Consider the following 15,726-nt stretch of genomic DNA (forward strand, 5'->3'; position numbering starts at 1 on the left):
CCCGCAGTCGAATTCCCCCGCCATGGCCCGGGCCGCGGATGCGCCGAGCGGTGGGCGCGGTCTGCGGCGCCGCAGATGCTCCACCGCGGCAGTTCGATGCGCTGCTGCAGATGTCGCTCAATGTCGCGCATGAAGCCGGGTGTTCCCGGCGGATGCGCCGGGCCATGCAGCCGTCATTCGCCTTTGCCGGATGACTGCGCGGCAGCAAGGAAAAACCCCCAAAACTGTTACAAATTCTTGACGCAGTTCGCAGGCGAATAATAGATTCCGGGCGTCGTGATGACGTCCGCGAGTGGCAACGCAGCCTGCCTTGTTGGAGTCCGCATCCCTCGTGGAAGTCCGTAAACACTATTAGATTTTTCACTTGGGAGTGACAGATGGACAACACGAAGACGCGGAGGCGTTCGGCGAACGCTTTTGCGCTGACCGCCATTGCCGCGGCAGTGGCAGGCTCTTTCTCGGCCCGGCCGGCGTTTGCTCAGGAGCAGGGCGCGGCGACGGCACCCGCTGCCGGCAGCAGCGACAACGTGGAAGAGGTGATCGTCACTGGTTCGCGTTTGCGCCGCGTTGACGCTGAAACCGCCAGTCCGGTCTACACCATCGACCGTTCGGCCATCGAAGACTCTGGTGTTGCCACCATCGGCAACATCATTCAGTCCATGCCCTCGATCTCGGGCGCCGCCACCAATCCGCAGGTCAACAACGGCGGTGGCGACGGTGCCTCCACGGTTTCGCTGCGTGGTCTCGGCTCAGAACGTACCCTGGTCCTGCTCAACGGTCGTCGGCTCGGACCGGAGTTCGACATCAACGCGATCCCCGTCAACATGGTGGACCGGGTCGATGTTCTGAAGGAAGGTGCCGGCGCGATCTACGGCTCGGATGCCGTGGGCGGTGTGGTCAACATCATCACGCGCAAGGACTTCACCGGTCTGGATATGGCGGTGCAGCTGGGCCAGACCTCGCGACAGGACGGCCAGACCCAGTCCTACGAGATGCTCTGGGGCACAGCCAGTGAGAAAGGCCATGTGATGTTGGGCCTGAACTACAACAAGCAGAAAGCCATCAGCGCAGCGGACCGCAAGTTTTCCGAGCATGCGCTGTACATCTACAACTACTACGGCACCGACAACATCACCATCCTGGGTTCCAGTCGTAACCCGCGTGGCCGAATCTCGCTGCCGGACAGCTCGGCGTTCGGCATCCTGGACGGCAACGGCGATCCTTGCGGCAGCGTGACGCGTATTCCAGGCACCACCGGTGCGGCCACCTCCGACTACCGCTGCTACAGCGGCGGCTCGGATGCCTATGACTACCAGCCTTTCAATCTGGTGACCACCCCGCAGGAACGCGCCAGCATCTTCTCCACGGCAGCGTTCTCGGTGTCCGATTCGATCGAGGTGTTCAGCGAGCTGTTCCATACAACTTCGAAGTCCGGCTACCAGATCGCACCACTGCCTTTCGACGCCCGCGCCGACAACGTCGTCATTTCGGCAGACAGTGTTTACAACCCGTTCGGTATCGACTTCGGTGGTTCGCCGGCCACGCCGAGCTCGCCGGCCAATCCGAACTTCCTTACCCGTTTCGTGGCGCTGGGTAACCGCTTCTCGCAGGTCGAAGTCAACACGGATCAGGTCACCGGCGGTGTCCGAGGCGATCTGCTGTCGACCTCGTGGAAGTGGGATCTGGCTGCGACCTATCAGCGCAAGGCAACCGTCAATGCGGTGTCCGGATACATCCTGCAGCAGCCCCTGCAGGATGCGCTAGGCCCGTCTTACATCGACGGCAGCGGTGCGCACTGCGGTGTCTCCGGCTCGCCCATCGCCGGTTGTACGCCGATCAATCTGTTCAACACGGATGATCCGGCCACGGTTTCCTCGCTGCAGAGCATCTCCTCTGGCTACGAGAATCGCCGCTACCAGACCAGCAAGATCCTCGAGTTGAACTTCAATGGTTCGGTCTTTGACACCACCGCCGGCACGGCACTGGCTGCTGTGGGTTTCTCCTATCGCAAGGAAAACTACAAGGACAACGTTGACGATCTGGTGGAAGCGGCAGCGCCCCGTTTCCAGAACTGCAAGCTGTCATCGGAAACCTGCTCGGGCGACACCAGCGGTGACGACAGCGTCAAGGAGGTCTACGGCGAGTTGTATGTGCCGCTACTGGCGGACCAGCCCCTCGTCAAGTCGCTGAACGTGACCCTGGGTCTGCGTTACTCCGACTATGACAGCTTCGGTTCCACTACCAACGGCACGGTGAAGCTGGAGTACCGGCCATACGCTGACCTGCTGGCCCGCACCAGCTACGCGCAGGTGTTCCGTGCCCCGCAGATCACCGACCGCTTCGCGGCGCCCGCCGCGAGCAATCCGGTGTTCTTCGATCCCTGCCGTGCTTTGACCGCAGCAGACGTCACCGCCAACCCGAATCTGGCGCTGGCCTGCCAGAACGTGCCGACGGACGGCAGCTTCGAGGGTGCGCCCACGCCGCAGGTCTTCCAGCTGGTCAAGAGCAACGAGAATCTCGATCCCGAAACCGGCCACGTGATCACCGCCGGCTTCGTGTATGACTCCAGCCAGCTGAAGAACTTCTCGGTCAACCTTGATTACTGGTACTACAAGATCAAGGACGCCATCATTGCGCCGGACGTGGGCACCATCGTGCGCACCTGCGCTGCGACGGGCGACGCCGATCTCTGCAGCCTGATCGAGCGTTACTCCGACGGCCAGATCAACGTCATCAACTCGCCGACGCTGAACTCGGCCAGCTTCACGACTGACGGTCTGGATATCGGCTTCCGCTACAAGCTGACCAGCGATCTGGGTGCGTTCATGGCGTCCTGGGATACCACCTACACGCACTCCTTCGAGTACAGCGTGCTGAAGGATTCGCCGAAAATCGACGCAGTGGGCCGCTACGATGGCCAGTTCGGCAACTATGCCCGCTACCGCTCGATCCTCTCGCTGGCCTGGCGCCTCAACGCCTACCAGGCGATGTGGAAGACGCGTTACATCAGCGGCGTGGAAATCACGGACAGCGTGGGTGAGGGCTCGGGTCGTCCGCTGGCGACTGATCGCATCAAGGTGGGTTCGGTTACCTACCACGATCTGGTTGCGGGCTACACGGCCAAGACCAACACGGAGCTGCTGGTGGGCGTGAACAACGTCTTCGACAAGCAGCCGCCGTTGTTCTATCAGTACACGCTCAATGCCAACACCAACGTGGAAACCTACGACGGTGTCGGCCGCTACCTGTACGTGCGCGTGTCGCAGCACTTCTGATCGTAGTGGTTTGACGACGAAGGCCGCGGGATTCGTCCCGCGGCCTTTTTCTTTATGATCGGGCCGATATGACTGATCCCAAACAGCTCGCGCAGCAAGCCTTTGCCGCCCTGCGCAGGGGCGATCTGCTGCAGGCCGAGCGTCTTGCGCAGCCGGCCTACCGTGCCGCGCCGCGTGAACCCCTGGCGCTGCATGCCTATGCGGCGGTGCTGCATGCGCGCGGCAGTTATGTCGATGCGGCGCGTGTTTTCCAGAGGCTGGTGGATCTGTTGCCGGCGGAATCCGCCCACTGGATGAATCTGGCTACGGCGCAGCGCGATGCGGGTGATCCCGAGGCGGCTCTGCACAGCTATCGTCAGGCCTACCAGCGCGGCGAGCGCTCGGCCGACTTTTTCTTCAATGCCGGGCTGCTGCTGGCGGATCGCAAGGAACTGGATGCGGCGCGTGAGCATCTGCGCGAGGCCGCGCGCCGCGCGCCGCAGGATGCCGAGATCGGCTATCAGTACGCGCGGGTCTGCTTCGCCTGCGTGGAAGTCGACGAGACGCAGGCTGCGCTGCGCGCCTGGCGCGGATGGCAGAACTGGACGCCGCAACTGCTGGCTGGCACTGCCGGCCTGCTGCTGCAGATGGGCGAGCAGGCCGATGCCGAAGTCCTGATTGCGCATCTGGACGCGCTGCCGGAAAGGAGTCTGGAACGTGAGCTGCAGATCATCGGCATGCTCGAACGCCTCAATCGTGTCGATGAGGCGCAGCGGCGTTTCGCGGCACTGCCCGAGCCCGAGCCCGCACAGCAGGTGCGCTGCTTGATGGTAGCCGCGCAGCTGGCGGCCCGAGCCGGCCGCCATGACGAGGCCGCCGCGCATTACGAGGCCCTGTTGCAGCTGCCGGTCGCCGAGGAGGACCGTCAGCAGTTCCTGTTTCCGCTGGCCAAGGCACTGGATGCGCGCGGACGGTATGCCGAGGCCATGCATACGGCAAAGGCGGCGCACGAATCGCAATGGCAGGCAATGGCCAGTCTGATGCGCAATCGTATCGATGAGCAGCGTCCGATCATGGCCATCACCGCCTACGGCTGTGAGGCGCAGGACGTGTGGCAATGGCAGGAGCCGGACGCGCCTGACACCGCGCACAGTCCGATTTTCATCGTCGCCTTTCCGCGCTCAGGCACCACGCTGCTGGAGCAGGCTCTGGATGCGCATCCGCAGCTGCAGACCATGGATGAGCAGCCGTTTCTGCAGAAGGCGGTGCTGCGCTTCGAGACGCACGGTCTGTCATACCCCGATGCCCTGGCGCAGGCGACGCCGGATCAGCTGGCCGACATCCGTCGCTACTACTGGGAGCTGGTGAGCAGCAAGCTGCAGCTGCGGCCGGGGCAGCGCCTGATCGACAAGAATCCGCTGAACATGCTGCGCCTGCCGGCGATTGTGCGTCTGTTTCCGAACGCGCCGATCCTGCTGGCGGTTCGCCATCCCTGCGATGTCATCATCAGCAACTTCTTCCAGCATTACCGCGCGCCGGAGTTCGTGCGGCTCTGCCGCGACCTGCCTTCTCTGGTGCTGGCGTATCGCAAGGCTTTCGACTACTGGTACGAGCAGGCTGCGATTCTGCAGCCCAGGGTCCTGGAAGTCCGCTATGAATCCTTCGTGGCCGACTTTGACCGGCAGCTGCGGGCAGTTGCCGATTTTCTGGAGCTGCCCTGGGATGAGGCCATGCTGCGACCGGCGGATCATGCGCGCGCCAAGGGCTTCATCAGCACGCCGAGCTACTCTCAGGTGGTGCAGCCGGTCAATACCAAGGCAGTGGGCCGCTGGCGACGTTACGAGGCCGATATGCTGCCGCTGCTCGGCGAGTTGCAGGCACATCTGCAACGCTGGCGGTATCTGGATGAGCCGGCCGCTCAAAACAGCAGATAGGTGGAGACGATGTACTTGTCGCCAGACAGCGGGGGCTCGCCGATGTGCTGGTAGTTCCAGTATGGCGGAAACATGAGCAGGCGCCCGCGGCGGGCTTCCACGCGCAGGCCCAGATCCGGGAAGGCGGTGCCGCCGCCTTCTTGCACATCATTCAGATACCAGAGAAACACCAGGTAGCGGTTGGCAACGCCGTAGATGCTGTCGAAGTGCAGCTGAAAGCCTTCGTCGCCGCCGCGGCGATAGCGTTTGAGAATGAGGTCGGCACACTGCGGCGAGTCCGGGATGGGAATCGTCAGCCGCAGATCCTCGTTGTAACGGGCCAGGGCATGCGTGAGCTTGTGGCGGAACAGGTTGAGAAAACCGGGATTGGCGACACGGCTCAGGTTGAGCTCGGTCCAGGCGCTGCGCTCGAGGCCCGCGTGGCGGCCACGGCCATTGGGCTGGTGCTGTGCGGCGGAGTGTTCGAAGGACTCGATCATGCCGGCGCAGATTTCGGCGTCCAGATCGCCATCGTAAACCCGGATGAAGCGGCGCATGTCATAAGGCTGCATGCCATGAATTATGCTTGAACTCTGCCGCGCCGCGCGCGCGATCAACCGGGAACCGCCGTGAATGCTTCAGCTGGGCAAGAGGGTATTGAGCAGCTTCTGATGCGGGCGCGTCAGAAGCTGGCGGCGGGCGCTGCGGACGAGGCGGTGCGCGAGTACGAGGCGCTGCTGGAGGCCGAGCCCAATCATCTGGAGGCGCTCAACGCCGTGGGCATGTGGGCACTGCGGGGCGGCAATCAGCCACGGGCTTTGCGGCTGCTGCGTCAGGCGCTGAGCTGTGCACCGGAGGATGCCTTGAGCCTGAGCAATCTGGCGCAGGTACATCATGCCGGCGGTGATCTGGAGGCGGCCCTGCAATGCTATCGCCAGCTCCTGCAGGCTCAGCCCGGCGCATATGCCGCCCGCCTGTCGGCGGCGCGATTGCTGGAGCTGCAGGGGCAGCCCGGTGTTGCCCTGCCGCATTATTTCCGGGCGATTTCCGATGCGCAGCGCGAGGGCCGCTGGCTCAGCCAGGACTCGACGCCGCGTGCCCTGCGGGAGCTGGTGCTGCATGCCATGCGCACCGTGGATCACGGCCGCGAGGCCCTGTTTCAGCCCATGCGCCAGCGCTGGCAGCAGCGCTACGGTATGGGCGAAATGCGGCGGGTGGAAAAAGCGCTGCGCATCTATCTGGGACAGCTCGCCCCGGATTATCCCGATCCGCATCAGCGTCCGACTTTTCTGTTTCTGCCCGATCTGCCGGCCTCGCCGTATCTCGACAAGCGCCGCATCGTCCAGACCCAGCAGCTGGAGGACAACTGGCGGGCGGTGCGCGAGGAGCTGGAAGGCCTGCTGCAGGCGCAGTTCAAGGGCGCAGAACGCGTGTTTCACAACGACGCGCTGGAGCAGGCCAATCTGCGCGGCAACGGCCGTGATCCGAAGTGGAATGGCTTTTACTTCGAGCGCCACGGCGAGCAGCGCCAGGACAATCGCCTCGCCTGCCCGCGGACCACGGCCCTGCTCGACACCCTGCCGCTGTGCCGGATTCGCGACCATTCCCCGGAGACCATGTTCTCGGCGCTCTGGCCGGGCACGCACCTGCTGCCGCATCAGGGCATCACCAACACGCGCGTGGTGGGTCATCTGGCCTTGATTGTGCCGCCGGATTGCGCCTTGCGCGTCGTCGACCAGACGTATCACTGGCGCGAGGGCGAGGTGGTGGTCTTCGATGACACCTATATGCATGAAGCCTGGAATCGCAGTGAACAGCTGCGTGTGGTGCTGATCTTCGATCTCTGGCATCCGGACCTGAGTGCCGCCGAGTGCGAGATGATTGCCGAGCTGGTTGCTGCAATTGGTGATTTTCGAGTTGCCGCCGAGCGTTTCTGAAGAGACCTGAACCGTGAAGTTATCCCGCTGCTTTTTTCGTCTGCCGCTGCGCTTTGATGTCGAGCGTCTGCAGGAGGAAGTCCGCGCGCTGCCGGACGCTGCGTGGTCGCGGCATCCCACGGGATATGCCGGCAACAGTGCGGTGCGTCTGATCAGCGTCAATGGCGGGGAAAACGATGACATGACCGGCGGCCCCATGCAGCTCACCGCCCATCTGCAGGCCTCGCCCTACATCCAGCAGGTGCTGTCGGTATTCAACACGGTGTGGAGCCGTTCACGGCTGATGAAACTGGCGCCGGGCGCGGTGGTGCCCGAGCATGCCGACATCAACTATCACTGGGTGCATCGCGTGCGCGTGCATATTCCGGTGTTCACGCGCCCGGAAGTGAGTTTCCACTGCGGCGATGAGCAGCTGCACATGCGCGAAGGCGAGGCCTGGATCTTCGATAGCTGGCGCCGTCATCGCGTGGAGAATCGCAGCGAGATCGAGCGCGTGCATCTGGTCGCCGATACCACCGGCAGTGCCTCGTTCTGGAATCTGGTGGAGTCCGGCGAACAGGCGGCGCGGTTTGTGGGTTATCGGCCGGGACAAAGCGTGCGGCTGTTTACCGAGCAGAACACGATCGTCAGGGTGATGCCGCCTTCCGAGGTCGAGCAGCTGCTACTGGACCTGCTGCCGGAGCTCGACCCGGAAGCCGGCCTGGTCGATGCCGTGCAGGCGGTCTCGACATTCTCCGCGCTGCTGCAGGCCTTCTGCCGCGACTGGCGTCAGCTCTGGTCGGTTTATGGTGATGATGCAGCGGGTGGTGCCCAGTACACCCACATGCTGGAAGTGCTGCGTGAACAGGGCGCGCGCCTCGGGCAAGGCTTGCGCGTGCGCAGCAATGGCACGCCCATCATGCGGGTGGTCAATGCGCGTTTGCTCTACGCCCTGAATCTGGAGCTGCGTGCCGAGCCTGGCGTCGCCACGCCGGCCAAGCCCGCCGTGCAGGGGCCCGTTGCGCAGCCCCGCAGGCCGCGTATCGACCGGCCGCTGTTCATCGTCGCGGCGCCGCGCTCCGGCAGCACGCTGCTGTTCGAAACCCTGGCCTGCACGCCGCAGTTCTGGACCCTGGGCGGTGAGGCGCACTGGCTGGTGGAGAGTCTGCCGCCGCTGCGGCCGGGGGCGCCGGGTGTCGACAGCAACCGCCTGGTTGCGCAGCAGGCCAGCGTCGATATTCAGCAGACCATCCTTTCCGGCGTGCAGGACAAGCTGCAGAACCTGATGCAAAAGCCTTGGCAGCCGGGCGATCCGCTCGCGTTGCGGTTTCTGGAAAAGACGCCGAAGAATGCGCTGCGGATTGCATTTTTCAACCGCATCTTTCCTGACGCCCGCTTCCTGTTTCTCTGGCGCGATCCGCGGGAGAACATCAGCAGCATCATCGAGGCCTGGAAGTCAGGGCGTTGGGTGACTTATCCGCGCCTGCAAGGCTGGGATGGACCCTGGTCCCTGTTGTTGCCGCCGGGCTGGCAGCAGCTGCGCGGGCGCCCTTTGGGTGAAATTGCCAGCTTGCAGTGGCGCGCCACCAATGAGATCGTCCTGGAAGATTTTCAGGCCATTGAGCCTGAGCGCAGGATGGTGCTGTCCTACCAGCAGCTGATCGAGCAGCCCGGCGAATCGATACAGCGCATCTGTCGCTTCGCCGATATCGTCTTCGACGAGGCCTTGCGTGAACGCGTGTCACATGAGCTGCCCCTGTCGCGCTATACACTCACGGCGCCAGACCGCGAGAAATGGCGGCGCAATGCCGAGGAAATCGAACCTTGTCTGGAAGGTCTGCAGGCGTGCTGGCGACGCCTGCAGGCGTTGTCGTGATCAGCAGCAGTGAGGATGAGGCCGGTGTGATGAAGAAAATGTCGCGAACGTATCTGATGACTTTTGCGCTTCTGCTGTCCTGGCAGGCGATGGCGCAGGATGAGGCGCCCGTGGCCGCGCCGGAAGCGCAGCCGGTGGTGCAGACGCCGCCGGAAGAGAAGATCTGCACCCTGGAGCGCAACACGGGTTCCAATATTCCGCGCAAGGTCTGCCTGACCAAGGCGCAGCGCGATGCCATGCGGGCGCAAAGCCAGCAGGGATTGCGCGACGCGCATTTGAATACGCCGGCCGCAAGCCGGTGAAAAATGCCGCCTCACCGGCGTGGCGGCGTCATTGAGCAGCGCCTCCCGCAAGACCCAGCTCTGGTTGGCCTTCGCCACCATCTACCTCGTCTGGGGCTCCACCTATCTGGCCATCCGCATCGGCGTGCACGAGGCGCCGCCGATGTTGCTGGCGGGGCTTCGCTTCGCGCTTGCCTCGCCCCTGATGGTGGCTTATGCGCTCTGGCGTGGTGATCGCTTTCCCAGGGCGCGGCGTGATTATCTGATCGTGGCCAGCACCGGCATTCTGATGCTGGTCGGTGGCAACGGCCTGGTGACCTGGGCGGAGCAGTGGGTGGCTTCGGGGCAGACCGCGCTGATCGTCGCTACCTCCGCGCTGTGGATCGCCTGGTTCGGCAGCTTTGGCAGCAAGGGCGTGGCGCTGAATGTGGTGACGGTGCTTGGCTTGTTGCTCGGCTTTGCCGGTGTGGCCCTGCTGGTCGGTGATGGCCTGCATGCAACGGCGGCGCCGGCTGCGGCCTATGTGGCATTGGTGATTTCGCCGATCGCCTGGGCGGCGGGTTCGATTCTCTCGCTGCGCTATCCCTTGAGCTGCGGACCGATGATGGCGGCCGCGCTGCAGTCGAGCGTCGGCGCCGTGGTCCTGTGCGGTGCCGGTCTGCTGCACGGCGATGCGCAGCGCTGGGTGTGGACGCCGGCGGTGCTGGGCTCGGTGCTGTATCTGGCGGTGTTCGGTTCTTTCGTCGCCTACAACGCCTATTACTGGCTGGTGCACGCCACCACGCCGGCGCAGCTGAGTACCTACGCCTACGTGAACCCTGCCGTGGCGGTCCTGCTCGGCTGGCTGATTCTGGGAGAACGGCTCAGCGCCATGCAGCTCGCCGGCATGGCGGTGATTCTGGTCTCGGTGCTGGCGGTGAATCTCAAGGCGATGCGCCGCAAGCCGGCATGAGCTGGCGGCTTGCAGCGGTGCTCGCGCTGCTGATGCTGTCCGGCATCGTATGCGCCGCCAGCGAGAACCGGCTGCGCATCGGCAACAACGCCGAACCCGAGTCGCTGGACCCGCAGCGTGCTTCCAGCGTCAGCGCGCTGAACATCATCCGCGATCTCGACGAGGGGCTGGTGCAGCTCGATGCGCAGGGACAGCCGCAGCCGGCTGCCGCGCAGAGCTGGCAGCGCGATGCCTCGGGGCTGGTCTACACCTTCACGCTGCGTCCGTCGGCGCGCTGGTCGGACGGCAGTGCCTTGCAGGCACAGGATTTCGTCGCGGCCCTGCGTCGCGCGGTGGACCCGCGCAACGGCGCGCCCTTCGCCCAGCTGCTGTCGCCCATTGCACAGGCCGAGGCGATCATGGCCGGGCATGCCACGCCCGAATCGCTGGGCGTGGCGGCCTTGGACGCGCAGCAGCTGCGCATCACGCTGGCACGACCCACGCCGCAGTTTCTGGCGCTGCTCGCACATCCTGTGAGCTTTCCCCTGCATGGCCCGAGCTGGCAGCGCTACGGCGCCGGCTTTGCGCGTGCCGGCAGGATGCTCAGCAATGGCGCCTATCAGCTGCGCGACTGGGTGGTGCATGACCGTATCGAACTGGTCCGCAATCCGCATTACTGGAACGCGGGCACGGTGCGCATCGCCCAGGTCAGCTATTACGCCATCGACGATGTCGATGCCGAGCTCAAGCGCTATCTGGCCGGCGAGCTGGACATCACCGCGCAGATTCCGCTGGTGCAGGCGCCGCAGCTGCGCCGCGAGCGCGGCGCCGAGCTGCGTCTGGCGCCGTATCTGGGCACTTACTATCTGGGCTTGAACGTGCGCCGTGCGCCGCTCGATGATCCGCGTCTGCGTCGCGCGCTGAGCCTGGCCATCGACCGCAAGCTGATCGTCGACAAGGTCATGAACGGACTCGCCGCGCCCGCCGCAAGCTGGGTGCCGCCGGGCACCGCCGACTACAGCCCGCAGACGCCGGACTGGGCGCAGTGGCCGCGCGCGCAGCAGCTGGCCGAGGCGCGGCGCCTGTATCGCGAGGCGGGCTACACGAGCGAGCATCCGCTGCACATCGAGCTGCGCTACAACCAGCATGATGATCACCGGCGCATCGCCATCGTGGTGGCCGCGATGTGGAAGCAGTGGCTGGGCGTGCAGACGCAGCTGCTTGGCGAGGAGAACAAGGTGTTTCTCGCCAACCGTCGCGCCGGTCACATCACGCAGGTGTTCCGCGCGTCCTGGATCGCCGATGATCAGGATGCCGCCGGCTTCCTGCAGGTGCTGGCCAGCGGCAACGGGCGCAATGACACCGGCTTTGCCGATGCCGCTTACGATGCGTTGCTGGCGCAGGCCGCTGCGCAGGGGGAGGCGCCATCGCGTCGCGCGAGGCTGGAAGAAGCCGAGCGTTATCTGCTGGCGCAGCAGCCGCTGATTCCTCTGTACTTCTATCTCTCCAAACATCTGCTGAGCCCGCGCGTGCAGAATTGGCAGGATCATGTTCTGGATTATCACTACAGCAAGGATCTGTGGCTGGCGCCTTGAGGCTGCGCGCCAGCTGCGGGCGTGGCTTACGCGCTGCGCCCCCAGCCGCGCCACGATGACTGCGATGCGCATGCGCCTCGGGGTTGGCGCATGCTGAATCTCGTGCTGCGTCGCCTGCTCACCGGCATTCCCACGCTCTTGCTGCTGCTGACCTTGTGCTTCTTTCTCATGCGGCTGGCGCCCGGCGGGCCGTTTGATCGCGAACGCAGTCTGCCGCCGGCCGTCGAGACGGCGCTGCGGGCCGAATACCATCTCGATGAATCGCTGTGGCAGCAATACCGGCGTTATCTCGGTGGCATCGCGCAAGGCGACTTCGGGCCTTCGTTCCAGTACGAGGGCTATCGCGTGCAGGAACTGATTGCCGCCGGCCTGCCGGTGTCGCTGCAGCTGGGCGGTGCGGCCTTGCTGCTCGCGCTGCTGGCGGGCGGCGCGCTGGCGGTGCTCGCGGTGCGAAAGCCCGGCGGCCCGCTGGATCGTGCCTTGATGAGCCTCACGCTGCTGGGCATCTGCCTGCCCAATTACGTGGTGGCGCCGCTGCTGGTGCTGTTGTTCGCGCTGACGCTGGGCTGGCTGCCCGCCGGCGGCTGGCAGCCCGGACAGTGGCGCGATCTGGTGCTGCCGGTCGCGGCGCTGGCCCTGCCGCAGATCGCCTACATCGCCCGCATTCTGCGCAGCAGCCTGCTGGAGACCTTGGCGGCGCCCTACATCCGCGCGGCACGGGCGCGCGGCTTGTCCGAGAGCCGCGTGCTGCTGGTGCATGCGATCAAGCCGGCCCTGCTGCCCTTGATCTCGTATCTCGGGCCGGCGGCCGCGGCCCTGCTCACCGGTTCGGTGGTCATCGAGCAGGTGTTCGGCATCCCGGGCCTGGGCCGTTACTTCGTGCAGGCGGCGCTGAACCGCGACTACACCCTGGTGCTGGGGGTGGTGACGCTGTATGGCGCGCTGGTGTTGCTCTGCAATCTGCTGGTGGATCTGGCTTACGGCGCGCTGGACCCGCGCCAGCGTGCCGCATGAGTCTGCTGCGCCGTCTGCCGCGTTCCGCACAGCTGGCCTTGCTGCTGTTGATGCTGCTCGCGCTCGCTGCCATGCTGGTGCCGCTGCTCAGTCCATATGCCTGCGATCAGATCGATTTCGGCGGTGTCTGGTCGGCGCCGCCGGGCCTGCAGGCTGCGCACTGGCTGGGCACCGACAGCCTGGGCCGTGATCTGCTGGTGCGCGGCTTCTGCGGTGCGCGCGTGTCCTTGCTGGTGGGGCTGGTCGGCACCCTGGTGGCCCTGCTCATCGGCGTGAGTTACGGCGCGCTGGCCGGTTACTTCGCCGGCAGGCTCGACGCGCTGATGATGCGCGTGGTGGACGTGCTCTACGCGCTGCCCTTCATGTTTCTGGTGATCGTGCTGATGGCCTTGTTCGGTCGGCATTTCCTGCTGTTGTTCGTGGCCCTGGGCGCCGTGCTGTGGCTGGACATGGCGCGGCTGGTGCGTGGCCAGACCCTGGCGCTGCGCGAACGCGAGTTTGTGGCGGCGGCACGCCTGGCGGGCCTGAGCGAGCTGCAGATCCTGCGCCGTCACATCCTGCCCAATCTGGCCGGCGTGGTGATCGTCTATGCCACGCTGACCGTGCCGCAGGTGATCCTGGTGGAATCCTTCATCAGCTTCCTCGGCCTGGGCGTGCAGGAGCCGCTGACCAGCTGGGGCGTGCTGATCAACGACGGCGCGCGCGAGATGCAGTCCAGCATCTGGCCGCTGCTGATTCCCTGTCTGCTGCTGCTGCTCACCTTGCTGTGTCTCAACCTGATCGGTGAAGCGCTGCGCGCGGCGCTGGAGCCGCAGGTGCGGCGATGAATCTGCTCTCGGTGCGGGAGCTCGCCGTCTACGCGCAGCAGGCCTGTGTGCTGCGCGAGCTGAGCTTCGAGCTGGCGGCCGGCGGGAGTCTGGCCATCATCGGTGAATCCGGCTCGGGCAAGACGCAGGCGATGCTGGCCCTGCTCGGCCTGCTGGCGCCGGGGCTGCGCGCGCAGGGCAGTGTCCGCTTTGACGGAGAGGAATTGATCGGCGCGCCGGAGGCAAGACTGCGTGCCGTGCGCGGTGCTGGCATCGCGTATGTCTGGCAGGACGCGCTGGCCAGTCTCAATCCTTATCTGCGCATCGGCACGCAGCTGGGCGAGCTGCTGGCCTTGCATCAGCAGCTGCGCGGCGGGGCCGCACGAGCCGAGGCGCTGCGTCTGCTCGATGCCGTGCGCCTGGCACAGCCGGCCCTGCGCCTGCATCAGTACCCGCATGAGCTGTCCGGCGGCATGCGCCAGCGCGTGATGCTGGCGCTGGCCCTGGCCGGTGCGCCGCGCCTCCTGATTGCCGATGAGCCCACCAGCGCGCTGGATATCAGTCTGCGGCAGCAGATCGTCGAGTTGCTGGCCGAGCTGCGCCGCAGTCACCGCCTGGCCTTGATCGTGATCACGCACGATCTATCGCTGGTAGAGCCGCTATGCGAGCGCAGCCTGGTGCTCTACGCCGGCGAGATGATGGAAGCTGCGCCCAGCGCGCCGCTGCTGCGCGCGCCGCGTCACCCTTACACGCAGGCCCTGCTGCGCGCACAACCCGGCGCCGCGCTGCCGCCGCAATCCGTCTTGCCCAGCATCGCCGGCAGCCTGCCGCCACTGGCGCCGCCGGCTGCGCGCTGCGTGTTCGCGCCGCGCTGTGATCGTGCCGATGCCCGCTGCGCGCAGCAGCGCCCGGATTGGCGCGTTCAAGCGCAGAGCGGCTGGCGCTGTCACCAGGTGCCGGCGGCTGCGGATCACGGGGGTCATGGGGCCGCGCGATGATGGACCGTGGGCGGGAAGCCTTATCCTTTTCGCCTCACGCCGTGGGCACCGCCACGCGCCATTCGCGCAGTGCGTGCGAGCTGCCTTCCTGCACCTGCTTGAGCGCGGTGTAGGCGCGGGCAGCCAGACCGGTGTCGCTGAAGCCGATGCTGCGGCCGGCTTCGGCGATCTCGCTGATCTGCACCAGACGCGCCGCCGTGCCCACGCCAAAGGCGGTGCCGAGCTGACCGGCCATCTGCGCCGCCACCAGTTCGTCCAGGCTCAGATCATGTTCCAGCACGCTCATGCCCTCGGCGCGCAGCAGGCGGATCAGGCTGTCGCGGGTGATGCCGGGCAGGATGGTGCCGTCCAGCGGCGGCGTGATCAGCTCGTGGCCGATCTGCACGAAGATGTTCATGGTGCCGGCCTCTCCCAGCTGGCGATGCTGACGCGCGTCCAGCCACACCACGTCGTCATAGCCGCGCGCGCGGGCGCGTTGCAGGCCGAGAATGCCGGCCGCGTAATTGCCGCCGGTCTTGGCCTCGCCCATGCCGCCGGGCGCGGCGCGCACCAGCTCGGTCTCCGCCCAGAGGCGGATGGTCTTCTGCGGCGGATCGCAGCAGGGTGTCACCGCCACGCTCAGGCCGTGGCGCCGGGCAACGCGAAAGCCCAGGCCTTCTTCCTCGGCAAACAGGGTCGGGCGCAGATACAGCGCGCCGCGGCCATGCGGCGGCACGTAGCGCGCATGCACCTGCACCGCGCGCTGGCAGAGTTGCAGGAACAGTTCCTCGTCCGGCACCGGCATGGCCAGGCGTTGCGCGCTGTTGGCCAGACGCCGCGCGTGATCACGCGGGCGGAACAGCTGGATCTGCTGCTGCGGATCGCGATACGCCTTCAGGCCTTCAAAGACGCTGAAGCCGTATTGCAGGCCGCCGCTGGCCATCGGCAGCGGGGCTTCGGCGCGCGGGCTCAGCTGCGGCGTGTGCCAGTGCTCGCCATCGTGATGCGCGTGCACCAGATACGGTCCGAGAATCTGGCCGAACACCAGTGCTTCCGGCTGCGGATAATCGGCGGGCAGGGGCGCTTCGAGCAGGCCGCTGGGTGGGGTTTGCATCGTTCTAGTCCTCATCAAGCTGGGTCAAGCTTAGAGCATCAGGGGCCGC

At 65.6% G+C, this 15,726-nt stretch carries 12 protein-coding genes; 10 read left to right on the plus strand and 2 right to left on the minus strand.

Features of this window, described 5'->3' with window-relative positions:
- Positions 1–377: 377 nt before the first annotated feature.
- Together BMY12_RS17385 and BMY12_RS17390 are read left to right on the plus strand one after the other, a co-directional pair.
- Complete coding sequence (locus BMY12_RS17385) at positions 378–3,275, plus strand: TonB-dependent receptor domain-containing protein (RefSeq protein ID WP_093289032.1); 2,898 nt, start codon at positions 378–380, stop codon at positions 3,273–3,275.
- Between the two features lie 68 nt (positions 3,276–3,343).
- The gene (locus tag BMY12_RS17390) at positions 3,344–5,188 is read left to right on the plus strand and encodes a tetratricopeptide repeat-containing sulfotransferase family protein (protein ID WP_093289034.1); all 1,845 of its coding nucleotides are present in this window, start codon (positions 3,344–3,346) and stop codon (positions 5,186–5,188) included.
- Here BMY12_RS17390 and BMY12_RS17395 read toward each other — a convergent pair.
- Complete coding sequence (locus BMY12_RS17395) at positions 5,173–5,739, minus strand: 2OG-Fe(II) oxygenase (RefSeq protein ID WP_093289035.1); 567 nt, start codon at positions 5,737–5,739, stop codon at positions 5,173–5,175. The genes BMY12_RS17390 and BMY12_RS17395 overlap by 16 nt on opposite strands.
- Before the next feature lie 99 nt (positions 5,740–5,838).
- Here BMY12_RS17395 and BMY12_RS17400 point away from each other — a divergent pair, with 99 nt between their 5' ends.
- From BMY12_RS17400 to BMY12_RS17435, 8 genes are all read left to right on the plus strand, one after another.
- Positions 5,839–7,104, plus strand: coding sequence for an aspartyl/asparaginyl beta-hydroxylase domain-containing protein (locus BMY12_RS17400; RefSeq protein WP_093289037.1), 1,266 nt, complete (start codon positions 5,839–5,841; stop codon positions 7,102–7,104).
- Positions 7,105–7,117: 13 nt separating this feature from the next.
- Positions 7,118–8,959, plus strand: coding sequence for a sulfotransferase (locus BMY12_RS20395; protein ID WP_177189053.1), 1,842 nt, complete (start codon positions 7,118–7,120; stop codon positions 8,957–8,959).
- On the plus strand, positions 8,929–9,261 hold the full coding sequence (locus BMY12_RS17410) for a hypothetical protein (RefSeq protein WP_143068997.1): 333 nt from the start codon (positions 8,929–8,931) through the stop codon (positions 9,259–9,261). The genes BMY12_RS20395 and BMY12_RS17410 overlap by 31 nt, the downstream gene beginning before the upstream one ends.
- A 31-nt stretch (positions 9,262–9,292) precedes the next feature.
- A complete protein-coding gene (locus tag BMY12_RS17415) occupies positions 9,293–10,192 on the plus strand; it encodes an EamA family transporter (RefSeq protein WP_093289040.1) in 900 nt (299 codons plus the stop codon).
- Entirely contained in the window at positions 10,189–11,766 is a 1,578-nt protein-coding gene (locus BMY12_RS17420) for a peptide ABC transporter substrate-binding protein (protein WP_177189054.1), read from the plus strand. Before BMY12_RS17415 ends, BMY12_RS17420 begins: the two co-directional genes overlap by 4 nt.
- A 90-nt stretch (positions 11,767–11,856) precedes the next feature.
- A complete protein-coding gene (locus BMY12_RS17425) occupies positions 11,857–12,780 on the plus strand; it encodes an ABC transporter permease subunit (RefSeq protein ID WP_093289041.1) in 924 nt (307 codons plus the stop codon).
- Positions 12,777–13,607, plus strand: a complete 831-nt coding sequence (locus tag BMY12_RS17430) for an ABC transporter permease (RefSeq protein WP_093289043.1) — start codon at positions 12,777–12,779, stop codon at positions 13,605–13,607. Before BMY12_RS17425 ends, BMY12_RS17430 begins: the two co-directional genes overlap by 4 nt.
- Positions 13,604–14,584: an ABC transporter ATP-binding protein gene (locus BMY12_RS17435; protein ID WP_093289044.1), complete on the plus strand. Its 981-nt coding sequence runs from the start codon at positions 13,604–13,606 to the stop codon at positions 14,582–14,584. Before BMY12_RS17430 ends, BMY12_RS17435 begins: the two co-directional genes overlap by 4 nt.
- Before the next feature lie 34 nt (positions 14,585–14,618).
- Here BMY12_RS17435 and ilvE read toward each other — a convergent pair whose 3' ends face one another.
- On the minus strand, positions 14,619–15,677 hold the full coding sequence (gene ilvE, locus BMY12_RS17440) for a branched-chain-amino-acid transaminase (RefSeq protein WP_245732599.1): 1,059 nt from the start codon (positions 15,675–15,677) through the stop codon (positions 14,619–14,621).
- Positions 15,678–15,726: the final 49 nt, after the last annotated feature.

It is taken from the genome of Solimonas aquatica (assembly GCF_900111015.1).
Taxonomy (GTDB): Bacteria; Pseudomonadota; Gammaproteobacteria; order Nevskiales; family Nevskiaceae; genus Solimonas; species Solimonas aquatica.

Excerpts from the sequence above, each read along its gene's own strand:
- BMY12_RS17385 (WP_093289032.1), top strand. The coding sequence starts at position 378 with ATGGACAACACGAAGACGCGGAGGCGTTCGGCGAACGCTTTTGCGCTG.
- BMY12_RS17390 (WP_093289034.1), top strand. The coding sequence starts at position 3,344 with ATGACTGATCCCAAACAGCTCGCGCAGCAAGCCTTTGCCGCCCTGCGC.
- BMY12_RS17395 (WP_093289035.1), bottom strand. The coding sequence starts at position 5,739 with ATGCAGCCTTATGACATGCGCCGCTTCATCCGGGTTTACGATGGCGAT.
- BMY12_RS17400 (WP_093289037.1), top strand. The coding sequence starts at position 5,839 with ATGCGGGCGCGTCAGAAGCTGGCGGCGGGCGCTGCGGACGAGGCGGTG.
- BMY12_RS17420 (WP_177189054.1), top strand. The coding sequence starts at position 10,189 with ATGAGCTGGCGGCTTGCAGCGGTGCTCGCGCTGCTGATGCTGTCCGGC.
- BMY12_RS17425 (WP_093289041.1), top strand. The coding sequence starts at position 11,857 with ATGCTGAATCTCGTGCTGCGTCGCCTGCTCACCGGCATTCCCACGCTC.
- BMY12_RS17430 (WP_093289043.1), top strand. The coding sequence starts at position 12,777 with ATGAGTCTGCTGCGCCGTCTGCCGCGTTCCGCACAGCTGGCCTTGCTG.
- BMY12_RS17435 (WP_093289044.1), top strand. The coding sequence starts at position 13,604 with ATGAATCTGCTCTCGGTGCGGGAGCTCGCCGTCTACGCGCAGCAGGCC.
- ilvE (WP_245732599.1), bottom strand. The coding sequence starts at position 15,677 with ATGCAAACCCCACCCAGCGGCCTGCTCGAAGCGCCCCTGCCCGCCGAT.